At 55.0% G+C, this 19075-nt stretch carries 20 protein-coding genes; 16 read left to right on the top strand and 4 right to left on the bottom strand.

All coding sequences use genetic code 11. The annotated features are described in order from the left end of the window. Positions 1 to 43: 43 nt before the first annotated feature. From MHH78_RS31835 to MHH78_RS31815, 5 genes are all read left to right on the top strand, one after another. Complete coding sequence (locus MHH78_RS31835; protein WP_341170048.1) at positions 44 to 757, top strand: YceI family protein; 714 nt, start codon at positions 44 to 46, stop codon at positions 755 to 757. A 108-nt stretch (positions 758 to 865) separates the two neighbouring features. Beyond that, positions 866 to 1450 carry a hypothetical protein gene (locus tag MHH78_RS31830; protein ID WP_341170047.1) on the top strand — a complete coding sequence of 195 codons (585 nt, stop codon included), beginning with the start codon at positions 866 to 868 and terminating at the stop codon, positions 1448 to 1450. Positions 1451 to 1667: 217 nt separating this feature from the next. Continuing rightward, positions 1668 to 2459: a hypothetical protein gene (locus MHH78_RS31825; RefSeq protein WP_341170046.1), complete on the top strand. Its 792-nt coding sequence runs from the start codon at positions 1668 to 1670 to the stop codon at positions 2457 to 2459. Between the two features lie 111 nt (positions 2460 to 2570). After that, on the top strand, positions 2571 to 3569 hold the full coding sequence (locus tag MHH78_RS31820; RefSeq protein ID WP_341170045.1) for a Gfo/Idh/MocA family protein: 999 nt from the start codon (positions 2571 to 2573) through the stop codon (positions 3567 to 3569). A gap of 37 nt (positions 3570 to 3606) precedes the next feature. After that, positions 3607 to 4530, top strand: a complete 924-nt coding sequence (locus tag MHH78_RS31815) for an ADP-ribosylglycohydrolase family protein (RefSeq protein ID WP_341170044.1) — start codon at positions 3607 to 3609, stop codon at positions 4528 to 4530. Positions 4531 to 5209: 679 nt separating this feature from the next. On the opposite strand, the gene MHH78_RS31810 is transcribed toward MHH78_RS31815, so the two are convergent. Further along, positions 5210 to 5422 carry a hypothetical protein gene (locus MHH78_RS31810; RefSeq protein WP_341170043.1) on the bottom strand — a complete coding sequence of 71 codons (213 nt, stop codon included), beginning with the start codon at positions 5420 to 5422 and terminating at the stop codon, positions 5210 to 5212. A 144-nt stretch (positions 5423 to 5566) separates the two neighbouring features. On the opposite strand from MHH78_RS31810, the gene MHH78_RS31805 reads away from it, so the two are divergent. The 10 genes from MHH78_RS31805 to MHH78_RS31760 all read left to right on the top strand — a co-directional run bounded on the left by MHH78_RS31805 (position 5567) and on the right by MHH78_RS31760 (position 13715). Next, complete coding sequence (locus MHH78_RS31805; RefSeq protein ID WP_340826059.1) at positions 5567 to 5743, top strand: hypothetical protein; 177 nt, start codon at positions 5567 to 5569, stop codon at positions 5741 to 5743. Positions 5744 to 5771: 28 nt separating this feature from the next. Beyond that, positions 5772 to 6524: a WecB/TagA/CpsF family glycosyltransferase gene (locus MHH78_RS31800; protein WP_341170042.1), complete on the top strand. Its 753-nt coding sequence runs from the start codon at positions 5772 to 5774 to the stop codon at positions 6522 to 6524. Positions 6525 to 6582: 58 nt separating this feature from the next. Further along, positions 6583 to 7734 carry a 3-dehydroquinate synthase gene (gene aroB / locus MHH78_RS31795; protein WP_341170041.1) on the top strand — a complete coding sequence of 384 codons (1152 nt, stop codon included), beginning with the start codon at positions 6583 to 6585 and terminating at the stop codon, positions 7732 to 7734. A 184-nt stretch (positions 7735 to 7918) separates the two neighbouring features. Continuing rightward, entirely contained in the window at positions 7919 to 8293 is a 375-nt protein-coding gene (locus MHH78_RS31790) for a Na-translocating system protein MpsC family protein (RefSeq protein ID WP_341170040.1), read from the top strand. Between the two features lie 118 nt (positions 8294 to 8411). Next, positions 8412 to 9197, top strand: a complete 786-nt coding sequence (locus MHH78_RS31785) for an ABC transporter ATP-binding protein (RefSeq protein WP_036731326.1) — start codon at positions 8412 to 8414, stop codon at positions 9195 to 9197. A gap of 109 nt (positions 9198 to 9306) precedes the next feature. Beyond that, positions 9307 to 10116 carry an ABC transporter permease gene (locus tag MHH78_RS31780; RefSeq protein ID WP_445668110.1) on the top strand — a complete coding sequence of 270 codons (810 nt, stop codon included), beginning with the start codon at positions 9307 to 9309 and terminating at the stop codon, positions 10114 to 10116. A gap of 41 nt (positions 10117 to 10157) precedes the next feature. Next, positions 10158 to 11207, top strand: coding sequence for an ABC transporter substrate-binding protein (locus MHH78_RS31775; protein ID WP_341170038.1), 1050 nt, complete (start codon positions 10158 to 10160; stop codon positions 11205 to 11207). Between the two features lie 42 nt (positions 11208 to 11249). Beyond that, positions 11250 to 11888, top strand: coding sequence for a cysteine hydrolase family protein (locus MHH78_RS31770; RefSeq protein WP_341170037.1), 639 nt, complete (start codon positions 11250 to 11252; stop codon positions 11886 to 11888). 8 nt (positions 11889 to 11896) lie between these two features. Further along, positions 11897 to 13297: an MFS transporter gene (locus MHH78_RS31765; protein ID WP_341170036.1), complete on the top strand. Its 1401-nt coding sequence runs from the start codon at positions 11897 to 11899 to the stop codon at positions 13295 to 13297. 82 nt (positions 13298 to 13379) lie between these two features. Next, positions 13380 to 13715 carry a hypothetical protein gene (locus tag MHH78_RS31760; RefSeq protein ID WP_341170035.1) on the top strand — a complete coding sequence of 112 codons (336 nt, stop codon included), beginning with the start codon at positions 13380 to 13382 and terminating at the stop codon, positions 13713 to 13715. A gap of 311 nt (positions 13716 to 14026) precedes the next feature. On the opposite strand, the gene MHH78_RS31755 is transcribed toward MHH78_RS31760, so the two are convergent. Genes MHH78_RS31755 through MHH78_RS31745 form a run of 3 tightly spaced genes read right to left on the bottom strand, consistent with a single transcriptional unit; the run spans position 14027 to position 16960 of the window. Beyond that, a complete protein-coding gene (locus tag MHH78_RS31755; protein ID WP_341170034.1) occupies positions 14027 to 15835 on the bottom strand; it encodes a hypothetical protein in 1809 nt (602 codons plus the stop codon). 56 nt (positions 15836 to 15891) lie between these two features. Beyond that, positions 15892 to 16815, bottom strand: a complete 924-nt coding sequence (locus tag MHH78_RS31750; protein WP_341170033.1) for a hypothetical protein — start codon at positions 16813 to 16815, stop codon at positions 15892 to 15894. Then, complete coding sequence (locus MHH78_RS31745) at positions 16808 to 16960, bottom strand: hypothetical protein (protein ID WP_155991665.1); 153 nt, start codon at positions 16958 to 16960, stop codon at positions 16808 to 16810. Before MHH78_RS31745 ends, MHH78_RS31750 begins: the two co-directional genes overlap by 8 nt. A gap of 244 nt (positions 16961 to 17204) precedes the next feature. On the opposite strand from MHH78_RS31745, the gene MHH78_RS31740 reads away from it, so the two are divergent. Beyond that, complete coding sequence (locus tag MHH78_RS31740; protein ID WP_341170032.1) at positions 17205 to 19025, top strand: vWA domain-containing protein; 1821 nt, start codon at positions 17205 to 17207, stop codon at positions 19023 to 19025. The last annotated feature ends 50 nt before the right edge of the window (positions 19026 to 19075 follow it).

Genomic DNA, 19075 nt, shown 5'->3' with positions numbered 1-19075 from the left:
AGCCAATAGAGCAGAGATAAGAATATGGAATGGAGGAGATCGTATGAAGAAGAGGACAGTCGCTATAACCGCAGCCATTGTAATTATTGCAGGAGCCATCACCGCCTTCATCTTAGTGAACAACAGCCTTGGCAATAAGGTGGAGATTGAATCGGTGATTCCTGAGCAGGCGCAGGACAGCGGAGCCCAGAAGGAAGGAACGGCCAATGCGGCTGCCGCCGCTGCTGCTGTAACGCCGGAGCAGTTGAACGGAACCTGGAACATTGCAGAGCCGTCCAAGGTCTACTGGTCCGTAACCACATCCAAAGAAACGGTTAACTTCGTAGATCCTGCCGTGAAGGGCACCTGGAAGGTGAATCTGGAGGATGCCTCCGCGATGACCGGCGAAGGGTCGGTCGACATGAGCGCGCTTGATTCGGGAACCGCCCAGCGGGACGAGCATGTCAAGGGAGCAGACTTCCTGTCCGTTGCGGAATTTCCGGAGGCCACCTTCAAGGTGAAGTCTTTCTCGGAGCTGCCGAAGGAATGGACAGAGGGGACGGCGGTGCCGATACAACTGCAGGGGACGCTGACCGTGAAAGGCATCGAGAAGGAAGTGACGTTCGACTCGCAGGCCGCATATAGCGGCGGAGAGCTTAAGCTGTCGGGTACGACTACCGTAACCTTCGAGGATTTCGGCCTCAGCAATCCGCATTCCATCGTGCTCAGTACCGAGAACAACCTTGAGGTGCGCCTGGAGCTAGTGCTTAAGAAATAACATAGGGTTGGGGATGACCCTCCCCGTCTGCTGCGTATTCGCGGCTGGCGGGGAGGGTTTTTGCTGTAACTTGGGCTGTTGCGGCGGCGGGGGCTGTGGAGGATGTATGTGGAGGATGTATGTGGAAAAGCGAACACATTGGGCTGGCGCGGGGTGTACGGCCGGAATGTAATCGAAAAACCGATTACATTGGGCTGGCGCGGGGCCTATGGCCGAAATGTAATCGAAAAACCGATTACATTGGGCCGGCGCAGGGCGTATGGCTGGAATGTAATCAAAAAACCGATTACATTGGGCCGGCGCAGGGCGTATGGCTGGAATGTAATCGAAAAACCGATTACATTGGGCCGGCGCAGGGCGTATGGCTGGAATGTAATCGAAAAACCGATTACATTGGGCCGGCGCAGGGCGTATGGCTGGAATGTAATCAAAAAACCGATTACATTGGGCTGGCGCAGGGCGTATGGCTGGAATGTAATCGAAAAACCGATTACATTGGGCTGGCGCAGGGCGTATGGCTGGAATGTAATCGAAAAACCGATTACATTGGGCTGGAGCGGGGTGTATGGCCGAAATGTAATCGAAAAACCGATTACATTGGGCTGTCGCAGGGCGTATGGCTGGAATGTAATCGAAAAACCGATTACATTGTGCTGGCGCGTGGTGCGTGCTCCACAGCCCGTGACTTTTTAGAGAAATCCTGCAAGATGTGCAACAATCTATCCATGCAAGCGGTCGGTGAGAGAAGACTCTCGGAACTGGCGAGGGGGAGGCTGAGCATCGCCATGAAAGCATCTTTCACCCGGTAGGGTGTTTTTTTGTGACGGTACAAATCCCCGCCTTCAGGTTAAGTATAAGAGATACATAATTATTCAATAGGACCATCAGGTAAGGAAGGGAGCTAAGATATATGGACCGAAAGGCCAAGACCATACTGCAAAAATCATTCTGGAGTGCGAGCGGCTGGAAGGGGACGTACGGGCCTTTTTCCGGTGAGGATTTCGACTATGCGAAGAGCAAGGGGGTCATGTTCGATCCCCTCACGATCACCCATGATGAGCTGGTGGAGAAGCTGCGGGTGCTCCATAGCAGAAGTGTGACCCGGGACAAGGTGACGGCTGCCTTCTTGCATAGTCTGTCCACCCGGAAGGTTCATCTGCGGAGCGCCTTGTCCAGCTGGGCTTTGACCTTGGAGCTGGCTGCACATGCATACGCCCAGCCCCCCGCTGAGCAGCCAAGGTATAGCAGCTGTGCAGCCTGTGATGCCAGACACTTGATGTCTGATCAGCAGTACAACGGTGTGGATCTGAATGTGCTCAATTTCGAGCGGGTCAAATGGGGCGGCATCCGCCTTAATAAGCTGCTGTATTGCTGGCTCGATCTGGAGCTGTTTAGCAGGGAAGAGGAGGTGGAGGCTGCTCCGCAGGATCTTCGTATTTTGCAGGATATGGCCGAAGCCGTGAAGCTATGCGGCAGCAAGGATGGTGCACGGAAGCTGGAGAAGCATTGGAAGGATATATTCCCCTCGAACCAGCATGAACGGGATGTGGTGATGGAGATCTGGGGATATGCTGGAATTCTGGTTCCGCAGGAGGAGCCGCGCCAGGGGCGGGGCGGAGACAATGACTTCAACGCTGTAGCCAACTGGCGCGGGGAGGACGGTTATTCGGAGGAGCGCCTGAATTTGTTGTTCGGGCTATAATACATATCTGTATGAAGCTGGAGGGTTCCGGCGGGATGCGGACATGTACACAACAGGGAGATTTTGATAGAATCAGAGGGACCTGAGCTTCATTACGAGGAGGATATTACTATGGCAGAAGATAACGCTTACACGATAAAATGGGGCATTCTCAGCACAGGCTGGATCGCCCATCAGTTCGCCACGGATCTGGCCCACGCCAGCAATGGGGTGGCCTATGCAGTCGGCTCGCGCTCGCAGGAGAGCGCGGATAAATTCGCAGCCGATCACGGCATTCCTGTCGCATATGCCAGCTACGAAGAGCTGGTTAACGATCCTGATGTGGACGCCATCTATATCGGCACACCGCATCCGTTCCACCGTGAGAACGCGCTGCTCGCGCTGCGTGCAGGCAAGGCTGTGCTATGCGAGAAGCCTTTTACCGTTAACAGTGCTGAACTGGAGGAAGTCGTGGCCTATGCCCGGGAGCATAAGCTGTTCCTCATGGAAGCGATGTGGAGCCGGTATATCCCGGCACATGTGAAGGTGAGGGAATGGCTGGCCGCCGGGCGCATCGGCGAGGTGAAGCTAGTGAAGGCGGACCTTGGGTTCCGTTCTGACTGGAACCCGGAAGGACGTCTGCTGAATCCGGCCCTTGGCGGCGGTGCGCTGCTGGATGTCGGCATCTATCCGGTCTCCTTCACCTCGATGGTTCTCGGACCTCATCCAGAGTCGATCGCCAGCACCGTTCAGATCGGGGAGACCGGCGTGGATGAGCACTTCTCGCTGCTGCTGTCCTATGGGAATGGCGTATCTGCTTCACTCCATGCCGGCATCCGCCTGAATCTGGACGATGAAGCCTATATCTATGGAACGGAAGGCCGTATCGTGGTCAATGGCACCCTGGTTAATCCGAAATCGGCCGAGCTCTACGTGAACGGCGAATTGGCGGAGGGGTTCGAAGATGACCGCGCTTCGGTCGGGTACTGCTTCGAGGCGGAAGAGGTAGGCCGTTGTCTTCAGGCCGGGCTTACCGAGAGCCCGGTGATGACGCTGGATGAATCCGTAGCGCTGATGAAGCTGCTGGATGAAGTCCGGGCGCAGTGGGGACTGAAGTATCCAGGCGAATAAGTGCGGACAGGAAGCTTCCGGGAAAGGGGGAGACCAAGTGACATTGACTGATGATCGTTATCAGGGCTGCCTGCAGGGGCTGGCCGCCGGGGATGCGCTGGGCACAACTGTAGAATTCCAGGCACCCGGAACCTTCAAGCCAATGACAGATATTGTCGGCGGCGGGGTATTCGCTCTGCAGCCGGGTCAGTGGACGGATGATACCTCGATGGCGCTCTGTCTTGCGGAGAGTCTGCTTGCCATGCAGGGCTTCGATCCGGCAGATCAAATGCAGCGTTATGTGAAATGGTACCGCGAAGGAGCGCTTAGCAGCACCGGCAGATGCTTCGATATCGGCAACGCAACGCGCGAAGCGCTGCAGCGATATGAAGCAAGCGGGGAGGCGTACAGCGGTTCAGAGGACCCGTTCTCTGCCGGGAACGGGTCGATTATGCGTCTGGCTCCGGTGGTGATGTACTACGCGAAGCAGCCCGCTGAGGCGATCCGCTATGCAGCAATGAGTTCAAGAACCACGCACGGGGCCGCCGAGTGTCTTGCTGCCTGCCGCCTGCTCGCGGTATATATTCTAGCCGGGCTGCACGGCTGGAGCAAGCAGGAGATGCTGGCGCCGGATGCCTTCCGCGAATGGCTGGATGAGGAGGCCCTTACGCCGCATATGCTGAATATCAAGCAAGGCTCCTACAAGCTGAAGGAGCCGCCGCAGATTCAAGGCTCGGGCTATGTCGTAGAGTCGCTGGAAGCGGCGCTATGGGCATTCCATAAGTCGGACAGCTTCGCAGAGGGCGCGCTGCTTGCCGTGAATCTCGGCAATGACGCCGACACCACCGGTGCCATCTACGGCCAGATCGCCGGAGCCTACTATGGGCTCAGTGGCATCCCGGCGGAATGGAGCCGCAAGCTGGCTATGGGCGGGCTGATCAGCGATTACGCGGGGCGGCTGTTTACGGAGCGGGTGCGATAGACGGAGGTAGTTGAGCTGCACGTGGCAGGCGGGGCGCATGGGTTACAGGGCGCCCCACCTGCCACGTGCAGGATGATGCGGAGTTTCGCATGTGAACTATAGAAGTTGGTTCATTGCGCTAACGCTGTAATGTGTGGGTCTGTGTTTGAAGGAGACATTCAGAGATAAGTGTATTCTGTACAATTAAAAACCGTGAAATGGCAAACATTCCTCTCCTAACTGTAGTCTGTACAACTAAATTTGCCTGAGTGGGCGAGAACCCAGATATAGAGGGATTTTAGCTGTACGAACTACAGCTAAACGGCTATCCTACGGCACATCAGACGATTTAGTTGTACAGAATGCAATTAAGTTAACCGCTTGTACCTTAATGGGGGCCACAATGGATGATAGTAGGCAATTCTGCACCTGTCGCCGGCCCCTGGACTTGAATTGAAAGCAACTGATTGTATTTCCTGCAATAGAAAACTCATATTTGACCATGAAATGAGATTCTATTGTATTTCGTACAGTGGAATGTTGCGTATTGAGCGAAAAATGGCTTTTATTCAAAATTCAAATGTACCGAATACAATAGAATCTATTTCGATGCCCTTTTTACAGCATTCCATTGTACAAAATACAGTTACTACTGTTTCAGCGCCTACAGCATACGTATGACTGCTGCGGGAATGAGGCGTTAGTTATCTTTTTCGGAACAGGGCCCTCCACAGAAAAGCTTCACCGAACAGGTTCTCACTCTGCTCCGTCTGGCATCCGGACAATCCCGGAAAAAAGGAATGGCCTTCTCCTTATCCGCATAGAATCCATCCCACCATGCCCCCTCGTCCCGGAAAAGAGCGTCCAGCATCCTCAGCGTGTCCTCATGGCTATAAATCGTTTCGTTCGACATTCTATAACAGCCTCCCTTCCTCTCATCAGCGGTAAACCCAATGTACACTATGAGACAATCCAGACAGTAACCCTCCTAAATTATGTTATAATATTCCGGAAATATGTTCTGTGCGGTTGGTAGGAGGGAACGGAGATTCTGTGAGTGAAGGACTTCCAGCAATACCTATCAGAGGATCTGTCCTACGCGACAATGTACAAGGAGAATAACTGCTTTGTGAAGATGGAGAAGCGGGTCCGCCGGGTGCTGCTGGAGGAATTCCGCCTGCGCGGCGTAGATGAGCCTTGGCTGGTGGAATGGTGGAAGTATTTCGAGGATTGAATGGGATTAGAGAAATGGGAGAGATGAAATGATGAAGGACAAGGTGTGTATTCTGGGAGTCCCCTTCTCCAAACTGACGCTGGAACAGACGACTTCGCTGTTGGACGAGCAAATCATGGACGGGCAGGGAGGGTTGTTTCATCTGATTACGGCGAATCCGGAGATTACCCTGGCGAGTCAAACGGACGAACAGCTGCGGAAGATTATCCATTCGGCAGACCTGATTGTCCCTGACGGGATCGGCATTGTGATGGCTGCGCGAAGACAAGGAAATCCTATCACGGAGCGGGTGACCGGCTACGACCTGCTGCTGAGTTTACTTGCGAAAGGAAATGAGCGGGGCTGGAGTTTTTATTTTCTGGGAACAGATGAGCCTACTAGCAGACTGGCGGTGGAGCAGATTAATCTGCGCTATCCGCAGGTGAAGATTGCCGGGAGGCATCACGGGTTCTTTGCGCCAGATGAAGAGTCAGGGATCATCGCCAGTATTCAGCAGTCCAAGCCGGATGTGCTCATTCTTGCCATGGGAGCGCCTTACTCGGATAAATGGCTGTATAAGCACAAGGACGAATTGCAGGGAATCAAGCTTGTTTTTGGCGTGGGCGGAAGTCTGGATGTGATCTCCGGGAAAGTAAGACCGGCACCGGCCATCTGGAAAAAAATGAATCTGGAGTGGGCGCACAGACTGTTGTTCTCCCCCGTCGCCAAAGGCCAGAAGTCACGCTGGCGCAGACAATCTGCGTTGCCGAAGTTCGTCTACCGGACGATGATCCGTAAATGAAATCTTAAAGTTGCATTCTCCTGCAAGCTACAGTCTATTGATGAAAGGGGCTCAACCCATGTCCAAGAGCTTTGAAGTCACACTCCAAAAAGTAGTCGATCACTCGTACTCTATTGAAATCGGTGAGCATCTGTTTGCCTCAGTAGTCCGAGATTTGAAGCAGGGGCTGATTACGGGAGTCAGCAAATATGCTATTATTACAGACTCTACGGTGGAGCCGTTATATGGCCGTCCTTTACTAGAGCTGTTACGTCATGAGGGATTCCAAGTGGAATTGTTCTCCTTTCCGGCAGGTGAGACCTCGAAGACCCGGGAGACGAAGGCAATGCTGGAGGACCAAATGCTAAGCCAGGCCTACGGCAGGGATTGCTGCATCATTGCGGTAGGGGGCGGAGCGGTGACGGATCTGGCGGGTTTTGTGGCAGGGACCTTTGGCCGGGGAGTGCCTTCCCTGAATTATGCTACCACCTTGCTGGCAGCAGCAGATGCCTCCGTTGGCGGCAAAACAGGCGTGAACACACCCGTCGCCACCAACCTGATCGGCGTCTTTCACCAGCCCCGTAAAGTATACATAGATTTGGCCGCTTGGCGGACACTTCCATCCCGTGAATTCAGAAGCGGTCTGGCCGAAACCATCAAGCACGCTTGCATGAGTGATGAGGAGTTCTTCAGCTATCTGGAAGCGAATATGAACAGAATTATTACGGAAGAAGGGGAGCTGATCCTGGATGCCGGGGTATGCGAGCAACTTGCGCTGACGAATTGCCGGATCAAATATGAAGTGGTAGAGCAGGACGAGCATGAAAGTAATCTGCGGCAGATTCTGAATCTGGGGCATACGGCAGGCCGGGCGCTTGAGGCGCTCAGCGGTTACCGGCTGCTGCATGGCGAGGCAGTTGCAGTGGGGCTGGTCATCCAGGCGAAGCTGGGTGTGGAATTTGGTTATATGACGGAAGAGCAGGCTAACCGTGTGGTGGCTTTGCTGAAGAAGGCAGGCCTGCCAACAGAGCTTCCAGAGTACATTTCAAACCGGGCACTAGTGGACAAGATGTATACAGACAAAAAAGTACGCAATGGCCGCATTCGCTTCGTCTTCCAGGATGGTATCGGGCGGATGAAGCGTTTTGCCGGCGGTTCTTATTCTGTTCCGGTTGAAGAATCGGCAGTCATGGAGCTGTTAGAGGAGCTTCGCGCGAACCCGGCGACTTGAATGTTATATATTCTATCATGATATATATATTTCTTTTAATTATGTTATATTATCTTCCGTATTTTTATTGACAAGTCTTTATTTTTATCTATAATGATGTATAAGCGGTGGGCAAAAAGGCGATATAGTTGCTTGTAAGTCACATTTCATAACATAATCTATTGCAGCAAAGGTGTGATCGCTAATGATCGCTTCCGCCGGACAATGGAAACAGGATATTCTACGGATTTACAACGAAATCAACAAGAAGCTGTTTAACGCCGGCGTCAAGCAGCAGAAGGTCGATTTTGTGGGGAACAAGATTATTATTTTATCCATTAATAGCCGGGTGCCCGTACTCAAGGTGCTGGATACCCATGATCCCGCGGCAAGCCGCCAGATGAACCTGGTGCTGCATGAAGTATTCAAAGCCGAGATCAAGCAGGCATTTCTGGATGAATTTCAAGTCAATATTAAGGCCGTTCTTAAAGATTATGATGTGGAGACCGAGTATTCCGGTACGATCATAATTTTGGAGAAGGACCTTGAGCATTATCTGAACGTTACGCTGGAACTCTGATCTTTCGGAGAGCCGGCCTGCCGTCAGTTTTCGGACATGTCCCTGCGGGGCTGTGTCCAAAGCTGGCGGCTTTTTGTATATACGCATTATGTTATTACTTCCTTAAGGAGCTGATTCTATGAAAACCAAAATTGAGATTGCCGGTGTCAGCAAGTGGTTCCGCCGTGACGGCCAGGAGATTATGGCCATGCAGGAGACGAATCTCTCCATAGAACAAGGCAGATTTGTCAGTATTATCGGTCCCAGCGGCTGCGGCAAGTCCACGCTGTTCAATATTATCGCGGGCCTGATTCCGCCCTCCACCGGCCGTGTGCTTGCAGACGGAGAGGATATCGTAGGGAAGACCGGATATGTCGGGTATATGCTGCAAAAGGATATGCTGCTGCCCTGGAGGACGATACTGGACAACATTATTCTAGGCATGGAGATCCGCGGGGTGCCGCGCAAGGAAGCGGTCGCCCGGGCCAAGCCCTTGATGGACCGCTATGGACTGAAGGGCTTCGACGGACATTACCCGGCAGAGCTGTCCGGCGGGATGCGCCAGCGGGCAGCGCTGCTCCGTACGCTGCTGTATGAGCGGGATATTATTTTGCTGGACGAGCCCTTTGGCGCACTGGATGCCCAGACCCGGCTGACTATGCAGAACTGGCTGCTGGAGCTCTGGGAAGATTTCCGCAAGACAGTGTTATTCGTTACTCATGATATAGATGAAGCCATCTATCTGTCTGACGACATCTATGTCTTCTCCGGGCGGCCGGGACGGATCATCTCCAAGATTTCTGTAGATATGCCGCGTCCGAGACACCAGGAGGATACGGTATCTGCTTCATTCATGGAGCTGAAAGCCCATTTGCTGAATCTGCTGTCAAGCGGGGACCAGGAGCCAGCCACCCGTATCTCTTAGAATTCATAAACTGTTGAAGGAGAGGACAACCATGGAGAGTGTACAAAAGAAAGGCTATGTCATTCACAAGCTGGAAGCTGCCCCGGTCTATTCAGTCAAGCCGGACAAAATGCAGAAAGAGCCCGTCATCATTGATGAAGAAGCCGCCAGACGCCAGATGCGGCGGATCATCGGAATCGGGCGGCTGTCTGTGGCACTGCTGATCGTGCTCTGCTGGGAGCTGTTTACACGGATTGGCTGGATGGACTCGTATTATTGGAGCAGCCCGGTACGGATTATGAGCACAACCTGGACTCAGATGACAGAGGGGACGCTGCTGGAGGATATCGCCTATACCTCAAGCTCGACGATTCTCGGCTTCATCGGCGGAACGCTGATTGGCTCGCTGCTCGGTCTGTCCTTCTGGTGGTCCCGCAAATTTGCCGGCATCAGTGAACCGTTCCTGATCCTGCTCAACGCCATGCCGAAGCTGGCGCTTGCCCCGGTGCTGGTCATTCTGCTGGGCATCGGGTTCTTCTCGAAGGTGGCGTTAGCTTTTGCCATGACAGTGGTTGTGGCGGCATTGTCGGCGCATAGCGGTGTGCAGAGTGTGGACAAGGATATGGAAAAGCTGATGTATTCGCTCGGGGCGAAGCGGCATCAGGTGTTCACCAAGGTGGTCATTCCCTGGGCAATGCCCTGGATGATCAGCAGTCTGCGGATTAATATTGCCCTCTCGCTGGCCGGAGCCATTGTTGGTGAATTCATTGCTTCGAGCCATGGCATTGGCCGTATGGTCATCTACGCCGGTACCATTCTCGATATTAATCTGGTCTGGGTAGGAGTTGTCGTTCTGTCTGCACTGTCGATGGTCATGTATGCGGGAGTGGTGTTGCTGGAGAAGTGGTTGTCTAAGGGATATGGGATGAAGAAGGCTTAAGAAGCGGGCAATCATTTCAACAAGATAGAGGAGAGAAGCCAATGAAGAATGTTACTACAATGAAGCTGTCGGCCGTCCTGCTGGCCTCTGTGATTCTGCTGTCCGGCTGCGGCGGCAAAGGCAATGCTGAAGTGGAAGCAGCCGCTGCCGGGAACGGTGCGGGGAAGCTGAAGAAGCTGGTTATTGCCGAGCCGCTGCATTATACAGGTTATTTGCCGCTGTATGTGGCGCAGCGTGAGGGGTATTTTGCCGAGGAGGGTCTTGAGGTGGAGATGCTTCAGGCTGCGGGCGGCACGCATGTCACCTCGGTGGTCAGCGGGGATGCATGGGCGGTCATCGGCGGGCCGGAGTCCAATGCGTTGGCGAATATCGGCAACTCAGACCCGATCGTCTCGGTCAGCAATGTGGTGAACCGGGCGAATGTCTATCTGATGGCCAAAAAAGGGACCGCCCCGGCAGGCAGCTCAGATGAGGAATTGGCAGCCTTCCTCAAGGGCAAGAAACTGAATGCCGGACGGCATGGCGGAACGCCGAACCTGCTGACCCAGTATCTGCTGCTGGAGCTTGGGCTTGATCCGCAGAAGGATGTGCGGCTGCTGGAGCCGGCGGACGGCTCCACGGTGGTGGCGATGGTTCAGCAGGGGGCTGCGGATATTGCGAACGGCGCGGAGCCGCAGATCAGTGACGGGATGAGCAAGGGAGTGTGGGATGAACCTTTTTACAAGTTCCATGATCTGGGTGACTATGCTTACTCGGTGCTGAGCGTGAAGAAGTCTACCCTGGAGAAGGACCCGGAAACGGTACAGAAGGCGGTGAATGCTGTCGTCAAGGCGCTGAAGGTGATCCAGGAGGATAAAGAACTGGCGATGCGTGTCCTGAAGGCGGAATTCCCTACACTCTCGGAGGCTGCTGCTCAGGCTGCGCTTGACCGGGCGTATCAGGACCGGCTCTGGAGTCCGGATGGAGTGATCTCGCAGGAGGCACTGGATAAGGATATGGATGTAATGATCAAGACCGGAATCTACAAAGGCGAGTATACCTATGATGACCTGGTCGATATGCAATTTGTGAATAAAACAGCAGCAAAATAAACAGAGCACCACAGGTCTTCAAAAACGAAAGAGGTGACGAACATGGAGTTAACTGCCGATCTGATTATCCCTGATAAAACGGCGCTTATTATAGTAGATGTTCAGAATGATTATTGTCATGAGGAAGGCGCGCTGGCTTCAGGAGGCAATGATGTATCCGCTGTGCGGGAAATGATGCCGCAGCTCCACGGGTTGATTACGGCAGCGAGAACGCAGGGAGTTCCAATCATTTACATCCAGACCTTTCATGAAAAAGCGACGGACTCTCCGGTCTGGACCTCCCGCTCCGGGCGCGGCTCGCTGGGCGTCTGCCGCCGGGGGAGCTGGGGGGCTGAATTCTACGAGGTGGCCCCGCTCCCCGGGGAGATTATTGTCAATAAACACCGGTATAGCGCTTTTATTAACACCCGGCTTGATTCGGTGCTGCGTTCGCTGCGGATCGAAACCCTGATTATGACTGGAGTGAGCACCAATGTCTGCGTGGAGTCGACCGCAAGGGACGGGTTCATGCTGGATTATCAGATTGTGATGGTTCAGGACGCCTGTGCCTCTTATTCCCGGGCGGCGCATGACATGACGCTGGAAAATATGAAGGGATACTTCGGCGTGGTTGCTTCAGCCGCAGAGATTGAAGCGGGCTGGAAGATCTGGAACCAGCCTGTGCTGCAGCAGCTGTCGTGAGCCTCACGATGCCGTCACCGGAACGGGCCTTAAACCTCACGGCGGTTAAGGTGGTCATCTGTCTCGGGGCGTTCCTGTCCAATCTGTCCGCCGGGATGTTCAATATATCGCTGGTTGATATTTCCGCTGATTTGCAGATTCCCGTGGCCTCTGCACAGTGGGTGGTCAGTATCTATCTGCTGGTCATTTCAGTGCTGCTGCCTGTGATGGGGAGGCTGGGGGACAGATTCGGCCGCCGTAAGGTGCATAATCTGGGGCTGTTCGCCTTCGCAGCAGGGGCGCTGGGCTGTGCGCTGGCCTGGAATGAAGCGATGCTGCTGGGCTTCAGAGTCTTGCAGGGGGCCGGGGCTTCCATGTATCAGGCAACCAACATGGCCTTGATCGTCTCGCTCTTCCCGGCGGAGCAGCGGGGCCGGGCGCTGGGGCTGATGAGTACCTTCGTGGCTGCGGGCTCAATGGCGGGTCCGGCCTTAGGCGGGTTCCTGATCCAGTGGTTTGCCTGGGAGAGTAACTTCTGGCTGCTGGCCGTTGTTGCGGGGGCCGTGGGTGTGCTCGCACACCGGCTGATTCCCCGGGATACAGAGACCGCCGGAGGCCGGATGAATCTGGCCGGAGCAGCCTGGATGGCGGCCTGCCTTACTTCACTGATGATTGCCGTCGATCTCGGCAGCCGCTCCTCATTCCTGTCTGTATCCGTACTGCTGCTGCTCGCGGTCTCGGTAGGGCTGGCAGCGGGTTATACAGGATATGCCCGTTTCGCCCAGCGCAACTCCCCGCCTGCGGAGAACGGCTTCAGCCTGTTCACGGACCGGAGCTTTGCTGCCGGAATTGTGATTACGGTTATCACGTATATGGCCGCTTTTGCCGCACAACTGGCGTTGCCTTCGCTGCTGCGCCTATCCGGAGCTGAGCCTGCGTGGGTGGGGCTGATCATGATCGGCTATCCGCTGGCGCTGGTGGTAACTGCTCCTGTCAGCGGGAGTATCGCAGACCGCAAAGGACCGCTCGGCATTCTGGCCGCCGGCCTGCTGCTGATGAGTGTCACGCTGCTGGCGCTGGGCCTTGGCTCCCCTGCTTTGAGAGCAGGTGCGATGGTGCTGCCGGTCGTGCTGCTAGGCTGTGCTATGGGAATGATTACTTCGCCTAACACAAGCATCGTTATGGGTTTGGCGGCAAAATCGCAGCTTGGCCGGGTCAGCAGTATACTGGCGTTATCCCGCAACATCGGCATGATGTTCGGAACGGCGGCCGGTGGTCTGATGATCAGTGGGGGGAACAGGCCGAACGGAAGCTATGTGGCGGTGTTCGTAGCCTGTGCTGCGGCAGTGGGTCTGTCTTCCGTCTGGCCGCTGTATTCCTTCAGGCACAGCAGCAAGCGCAAAAGCGCGGAGCATCTGCACATACCGTAATAGAGTTAAGTTTCAGGTGAGCTGACCCCCGCCCCCTCCATTCTGGGTAATATAGAGAAGGAGAGCTTAGGAGGAGACGATCATGGGCAACCCGCTGAAGGAATTCAAGAACAGCATGGATGGGCTGAAGCAGTCGCTGGATGGGGTGAAGCAATCTGTCGACGGACTGAAGGCTCCGGTCGATGAGCTCAAAGCGAATATGCAGGAGACGGTGGAGGCGGCGAAGCTGCGGAGTGACGGGGTGAAGTCGGAGCTTGGGCGGATGAAGCGGTCGGTCAAGGACACTCAGGAGGTGCTTGGCGAGGTGAAGGAGACGCTGAGCGCATCGGCGGAGGTGCTGTCTACCCGGAAGCGGTATCTCCGGCTGTTCAGCCGTAAGAAGGGACGTCTGATGGCCGCTAAGGGCCGCCGTTCGTGAATGATAACCACGCATCTTCACGCGTCAAAAGAAAACGCAAGAGTCAGGGCGGCATACATCCCGTGTGACTCTTGCGTTTTTGTGTTCCGTTTTGGGATTTTCGGTCCATGCGGACTGGAGGGCCTTTATTTGGTCCGTTTACGCCATTCCAGTAACCTATCCGGACTCAGAGGACCTTAACTAACCTGTATCGACTCATTTTCAGTGTCAACGCGCCTTTTAACGGCCTCCCAGTCCGCGACGGGCAGAAAATTTGTTTTATTGACCAAATAGCGTCCTCACAGTCCACCAAGCATCCAGCCGGGCCGCCATCAAGGTGCCATCAGGCTTAAGCTCTGCGCCGAATCGACCATAAACACAGGCACAGACTGTACCCCAAGCTCCGTCTCCACCTCTCCGAATTCATTCCCGAACTGGCCGCTGACTGCGGCGGGGCCGGTAAACAGCGGCACCTCGCCCTGGAGGAGCAGATCACGCCCATTTGCGCGTGCAACGGTTCTTCCGGCGGAGTCGATGATAATCTCGCAGGAGAACATCACCTTCTCATTGAGATGAAGCTCAAGCTGTGCCGCATCAATTGGAGTATAGGTGGCGGCGGACTCCTGATAGAGTTCCGAGAATTCATATGCCCCGTTCACTTGGCGGAAAATAGCGGTTCTGCCGGCAGCACCATCGGCCAGATCCGTGTTCATTACGCGGATGGAGCCATCCTCCGCCATCAGCTCATAGCTGCTGCCTGAGAAGCTGAACAGCAGGGAGATTCCTTCCGGCCGGATGGTATAGCCTGTGAAGATGCTGCGTCCGTCTGCCTCACCGCCGTTAGCTACAACTACGGGTACTTCGGAGTAAGCAGACAACGCTTCATCAAAAGAAAGAGCGCTCAGCATCCCCGAACCCGGGATCACCTCCCCGTTCCGGGTGGAGACCGTGCCGTCCCCGCTCATCTCGGCGTAGACCAGCTTGCCGCCAGCGTCTACTCCGGCTACAGCCACCTTGGCCCCGTACTTGTCGGTGACGGAGGCTGTAAGGGAGTAGCTGCCCGGCACTTCGCCGCCCGGCAGCAGCCGGAGCGGCTCGGCCATATTCCAGGCAAGCGTTGCGGCAGCGGTCTCCTTGGAGGTATCCTGCACCGGAGCCAGCTCCGCATAGAGCCTGATGGCATCCGCATACCGGCCGCCGCGCACATGGCGCGCGCCCTCGCGTAGCAGCCGGGCGATGCTGTTGTCGATCAGCTTCAGCACCTTGGAGCTGGTGATGCTGGCTGAAGCCGCATAGCTGCGGTAGCGGGCGGCATGTCCGGCGAAGGCTGCGGTGAGGTCACCGTCCAGATCCTTGTTCAGGATGAGCGAAGCGCTCTCCTGAACCTGCTTGCTAAGCCAGGGTGCGGTATAGCTATGATTCTTGTAAGCTTCTTCCATAGAGAGGGCGCTCTCCAGCATAGGCCCGAAGCTTCCGGCTGCGGCCAGAGCCTTGAGCCTCGCGGTATCATGGGCCTTGAAGCTCGAAGCCAATAACTCCTCTTTGGCCGCCACCCCTCCGTAATAGTCTGCCGGAATCTGCAGCAGGCTCCATTTGAGGCTGTCCGTACTATCGCTGGCTGCCCCTGAATCTTCCCCCTTGGACGGCCCGGCGGCGAGTCCGGCCAGATACTCATCCTTGAACTGCCTGAACCCCGCAGTCATCTTATCAGACAGGCCTGAATCTGCCGAGAGCTGGCGATAATAGGCTTCATAGGGACCGCCCGGCGTCATATATTTGCTCTTCAGGCTGAGCAGGGAGGCATAGCTCTCCATCATCCCTGCGAAATCCTTCACAGTCAGCTGGTCCGCAAGCGTTAAGGACAGTCTGCTTAGACTGCTACGGATACTGGTGATGGGAGCCAGCTCTGCCAGTCTTTCATTGATTTCTTCTTCTTTATAAGAAATCGCGTGATTGGCCGCTGCTTGGCGGTACCGGTTCTCGGCAGCAATAAGCTCCCCGGCAGCGTACAATTCTCCAGCTTCTTGTACATCCTGAAGCTTATTCTTAATCCCCAGCGCCTTCTGTCCCAGCGGGAGCAGCATCAAAATACACAGAATAATCATAATATTCCGCAGGGTTATAGCCCGTATGATCGTCATATAATATAGCCCCTTTATGGATAGATAAGGATTAGAGCGGCGGGCAGCTTCTAACCTTATACTTCAGGGTCCCAGCGATACTTAAGCTCGCGGATCTCCTCCACCTTGACATCCAGGCCGTTCCACGGCTCATAAGGATTCGCGGCAATCAGTCTGGATAAGCGCAGGAACCGGTCCTTGGGCAGCTCCTGCACATAGCGGCCGATCATGCCGGAGTAGAGCAGTGCGTATCGCTTCATGCGGACCGCAGCACTGGCAACGGCGGTCATAATGTCCAGCCCCTTATCCATTTCGAGAATCTGTACCTCGTAATTCTTGACATAGCGCAGGGTGCGGTCTTTGATCAGCTCGGGACGGACCCTGGCGATCTCGCCGATATATTCAGCCAGCAGCGGCTCGAAGTCCTTCAGCAGCAGCTGCTCCAGCTCCAGCGTCATGTCCTTGCGGAGCTGGAAGCCGTGCAGCAGGGCGACGCGCTGGCGGGAGATCCGGTCTCCGCGCAGCAGCACGGAGATCTCGCGCAGCTTCTCATAAGCGAGCACATCATTCTCGCGCAGCACCGTTACGGCTTCCTGGCGGTTCAGCTCCAGATCCTCCTTGATGCTATAGATATTACGGCCAAGCAGTTTGTTCAGCGCATACAAATTTTCGTTCTGCCGGACTTTCCGCTGCGTATAGTAGACCAGTCCGGCTAATACGAGACCGCCTGCGCCGCACAGCACCATCTGCTGCAGATTCTGTCCGAAATAGATTCCGGCCAGAGTCAGCAGGAGAATAACGAGCAGCCGGGTCTGGACCTTGCGCCCGGCCTGGGACACTGCATACTTCTCCACCGGAGTCAGCGAGGCGCGGCCGCAGCGGGTGCAGCGTTCCTCGCCCAGCGCGGTGTAACGGTGACAGCGGCGGCAGATGCGCAGCTTCTCGAAGGCGTAACGGGGGGTCTTGAAGGGACGGAAGATGACGGGTTTCTTTTTACTCACGGGCCGTATCCCCTCCGTTCAATGCAGCCAGCAGGCGCTCGTCGATATCCTCACGGGTGAGCGGCTTCCGCTGGCGGGAAGCATATAGAATGATCTGAATCACAGCATAGAGAAACGTTATCCCGAGTATGGCGTATGTAATCATGGAACTCTTCCTTTCTGCTCTGGTTACGGTCTTTTAATCAAATATTCAGGATTACGGCGTATACTTAGAATAGTCTATCCGGCTCAGGATGGCGATTGTTACTCGCGGAAGTGCCGGTCCAGCGGTCACTATGTTGAAGTTTACAAGGTTTAATTATATCATAATGGCATGCTATTGACAGAATTTAGCTATGCGTTACGGATCTGCCATATCCGCCTAATTTCACACAAGAGGAGCCCTATTTATGCTTCGTAACGAACGTAATTTCAGCAAGGCCAAGAATAGACTGCAGCGCATATTGCCTGTATTGCTCATGATTTTATGCATCACTGTATCTCCATATGCTGCTTCGAGAGCCAGCGCGGCTTCAGCCGCACCGTCACATATTGACGCTGTGCTGCTGATCGACGTCAGCAACTCGATGAACAAGAGCGACAAGAACAAGATAGCCAATGAAGCGATGAAGATGTTCATAGATATGCTGTCCACCCAAGGCGATAAGGTAGGCATTGTGGCCTACACCGATAAGGTGCAGCGCGAGAAGGCGCTGCTCGGCATCAAATCCGCCGGCGACAAGGAGGATCTGAAGAATTTCATCGACGGGCTTAGCCGCGGACCCTACACGGACCTGGCAGTCGGGATGGAAGAAGCGGTGAAGGTGCTGGAGAACGGCAGCGATCCCGGCCATGAGCCGATGATCGTCATGCTGGCCGACGGCAACAATGACCTCAACGAAGCCAGCGGCCGGAAGCAGTCCGATTCCGATAAGGAGCTGAAGGCGGCAGTAGAGGCTGCCAAGCAGAAGGGGTATCCCGTATATACCATAGGGCTGAATGCGGACGGCAAGCTGAACAAGAATATTCTGGCCGGACTGTCCAGCGAGACAGGCGGCAAGGCGTTCACTACGAATTCCGCGGATGATCTGCCGCAGATTCTCAGCGAGATTTTTGCCAGCCACTTGAAGCTGAAGGTCGTGCCGGTGCCGTCTATTACGGCAAACGGCGATTATCAGGAAGTTACGGTAAATGTGCCTAACGGCAGCGTGCTCGAAGCGAATATCTCAATCATGTCCTCGAAGCCGGTGACCGCGAAGCTCAGTAATCCTGCGGGGAAGGAAGTAGCGATTCCCTCCGATAAAGTGCTGTTATCCAAGTCGTCCAGCTATACGCTGATTAAGCTGCTGTCGCCGGAGGAGGGAGACTGGAAGCTCCAGGTCAAGGGAGTGCCGAAGGACAAGATCGATATTAACCTGGTATTCAACTACGATCTAGAGCTGAAGCTGGATGCTCTGCCCTCCAAGTCTTACGGCAAAGGCGATACGGTGGATATCTCCTCGCATCTGTTCAGCAACGGGACAGAGGTAACGGAGAGCAGCCTGTACCAGGATATGAAGGCTGTGCTGCTGGCTACCGATAAGGACACCGGCCAGGTGCAGGAGATTCCGCTGGATAACTCGGGTGCCGAGTTCAAGGGTGCTTTTGAAATCAAGGATAATCATGAATACGAGCTGAAGGTCCGGGCCGAAGAGAGCAGCTTCTATCGGGAGAGCGATGTGCTGACCATCAATGCCAAGACCGGAACGGTGGCGACCACCCCGCCGTCAGCAGGCACTCCTGCGGGCGAAGAGCCTGCTGAGGAGAAGACCTCGAACACGCTGTACTATATCATCGGCGGCATTGTGCTGCTGCTGGCTGCTGCAGCCGCATTCTGGCTGCTGCGCAGTAAGGCGAACCGGGGGTTCGTCGGACAGATGGTGGTAGAGGTGCTGGACAACAACACAGGAGAGAAAACCTATCCGCAGTACAAGAAGCTCGCCGGCTTCCGCGGCAAATTCACACTTCACCAGCTGCTGCAGCTGGCCCCGGAGCTGAAGGAGAGCGAGAAGCTGGTCTTCACGCCGGGAACGAATGACCGCCTGCTGCTGCGCAGCGGCGAGGGCATTACTGTAGAACGCTCAGGCCGTGCCGCCGATACGTCGCGGGGCCTGGAGATGAAGAGCGGGGACCGGGTAACGGTCTCTCTGCAGACGGTAGACAAGACGATTTCTCTGGAATATCTGATCTGATAAGCAGGCTAAGTGTATGCTCCCGAAGCAATCATGCGAAGTGATTCGGG

The sequence above is a fragment of the Paenibacillus sp. FSL H3-0333 genome (assembly GCF_038002805.1).
GTDB lineage: Bacteria > Bacillota > Bacilli > Paenibacillales > Paenibacillaceae > Paenibacillus_AQ > Paenibacillus_AQ silagei.
Note: the sequence above shows the minus strand (reverse complement) of the source record. Positions and strands in the feature narration are given on the sequence as shown.

Coding starts and splice junctions, on each gene's coding strand:
- aroB (WP_341170041.1), top strand. CDS start 6,583: ATGTCCAAGAGCTTTGAAGTCACACTCCAAAAAGTAGTCGATCACTCG.
- MHH78_RS31810 (WP_341170043.1), bottom strand. CDS start 5,422: ATGTCGAACGAAACGATTTATAGCCATGAGGACACGCTGAGGATGCTG.
- MHH78_RS31780 (WP_445668110.1), top strand. CDS start 9,307: ATGCAGAAAGAGCCCGTCATCATTGATGAAGAAGCCGCCAGACGCCAG.
- MHH78_RS31800 (WP_341170042.1), top strand. CDS start 5,772: ATGATGAAGGACAAGGTGTGTATTCTGGGAGTCCCCTTCTCCAAACTG.
- MHH78_RS31770 (WP_341170037.1), top strand. CDS start 11,250: ATGGAGTTAACTGCCGATCTGATTATCCCTGATAAAACGGCGCTTATT.
- MHH78_RS31760 (WP_341170035.1), top strand. CDS start 13,380: ATGGGCAACCCGCTGAAGGAATTCAAGAACAGCATGGATGGGCTGAAG.
- MHH78_RS31775 (WP_341170038.1), top strand. CDS start 10,158: ATGAAGAATGTTACTACAATGAAGCTGTCGGCCGTCCTGCTGGCCTCT.
- MHH78_RS31820 (WP_341170045.1), top strand. CDS start 2,571: ATGGCAGAAGATAACGCTTACACGATAAAATGGGGCATTCTCAGCACA.
- MHH78_RS31835 (WP_341170048.1), top strand. CDS start 44: ATGAAGAAGAGGACAGTCGCTATAACCGCAGCCATTGTAATTATTGCA.
- MHH78_RS31785 (WP_036731326.1), top strand. CDS start 8,412: ATGAAAACCAAAATTGAGATTGCCGGTGTCAGCAAGTGGTTCCGCCGT.
- MHH78_RS31755 (WP_341170034.1), bottom strand. CDS start 15,835: ATGACGATCATACGGGCTATAACCCTGCGGAATATTATGATTATTCTG.
- MHH78_RS31825 (WP_341170046.1), top strand. CDS start 1,668: ATGGACCGAAAGGCCAAGACCATACTGCAAAAATCATTCTGGAGTGCG.
- MHH78_RS31790 (WP_341170040.1), top strand. CDS start 7,919: ATGATCGCTTCCGCCGGACAATGGAAACAGGATATTCTACGGATTTAC.
- MHH78_RS31740 (WP_341170032.1), top strand. CDS start 17,205: ATGCTTCGTAACGAACGTAATTTCAGCAAGGCCAAGAATAGACTGCAG.
- MHH78_RS31765 (WP_341170036.1), top strand. CDS start 11,897: ATGCCGTCACCGGAACGGGCCTTAAACCTCACGGCGGTTAAGGTGGTC.
- MHH78_RS31745 (WP_155991665.1), bottom strand. CDS start 16,960: ATGATTACATACGCCATACTCGGGATAACGTTTCTCTATGCTGTGATT.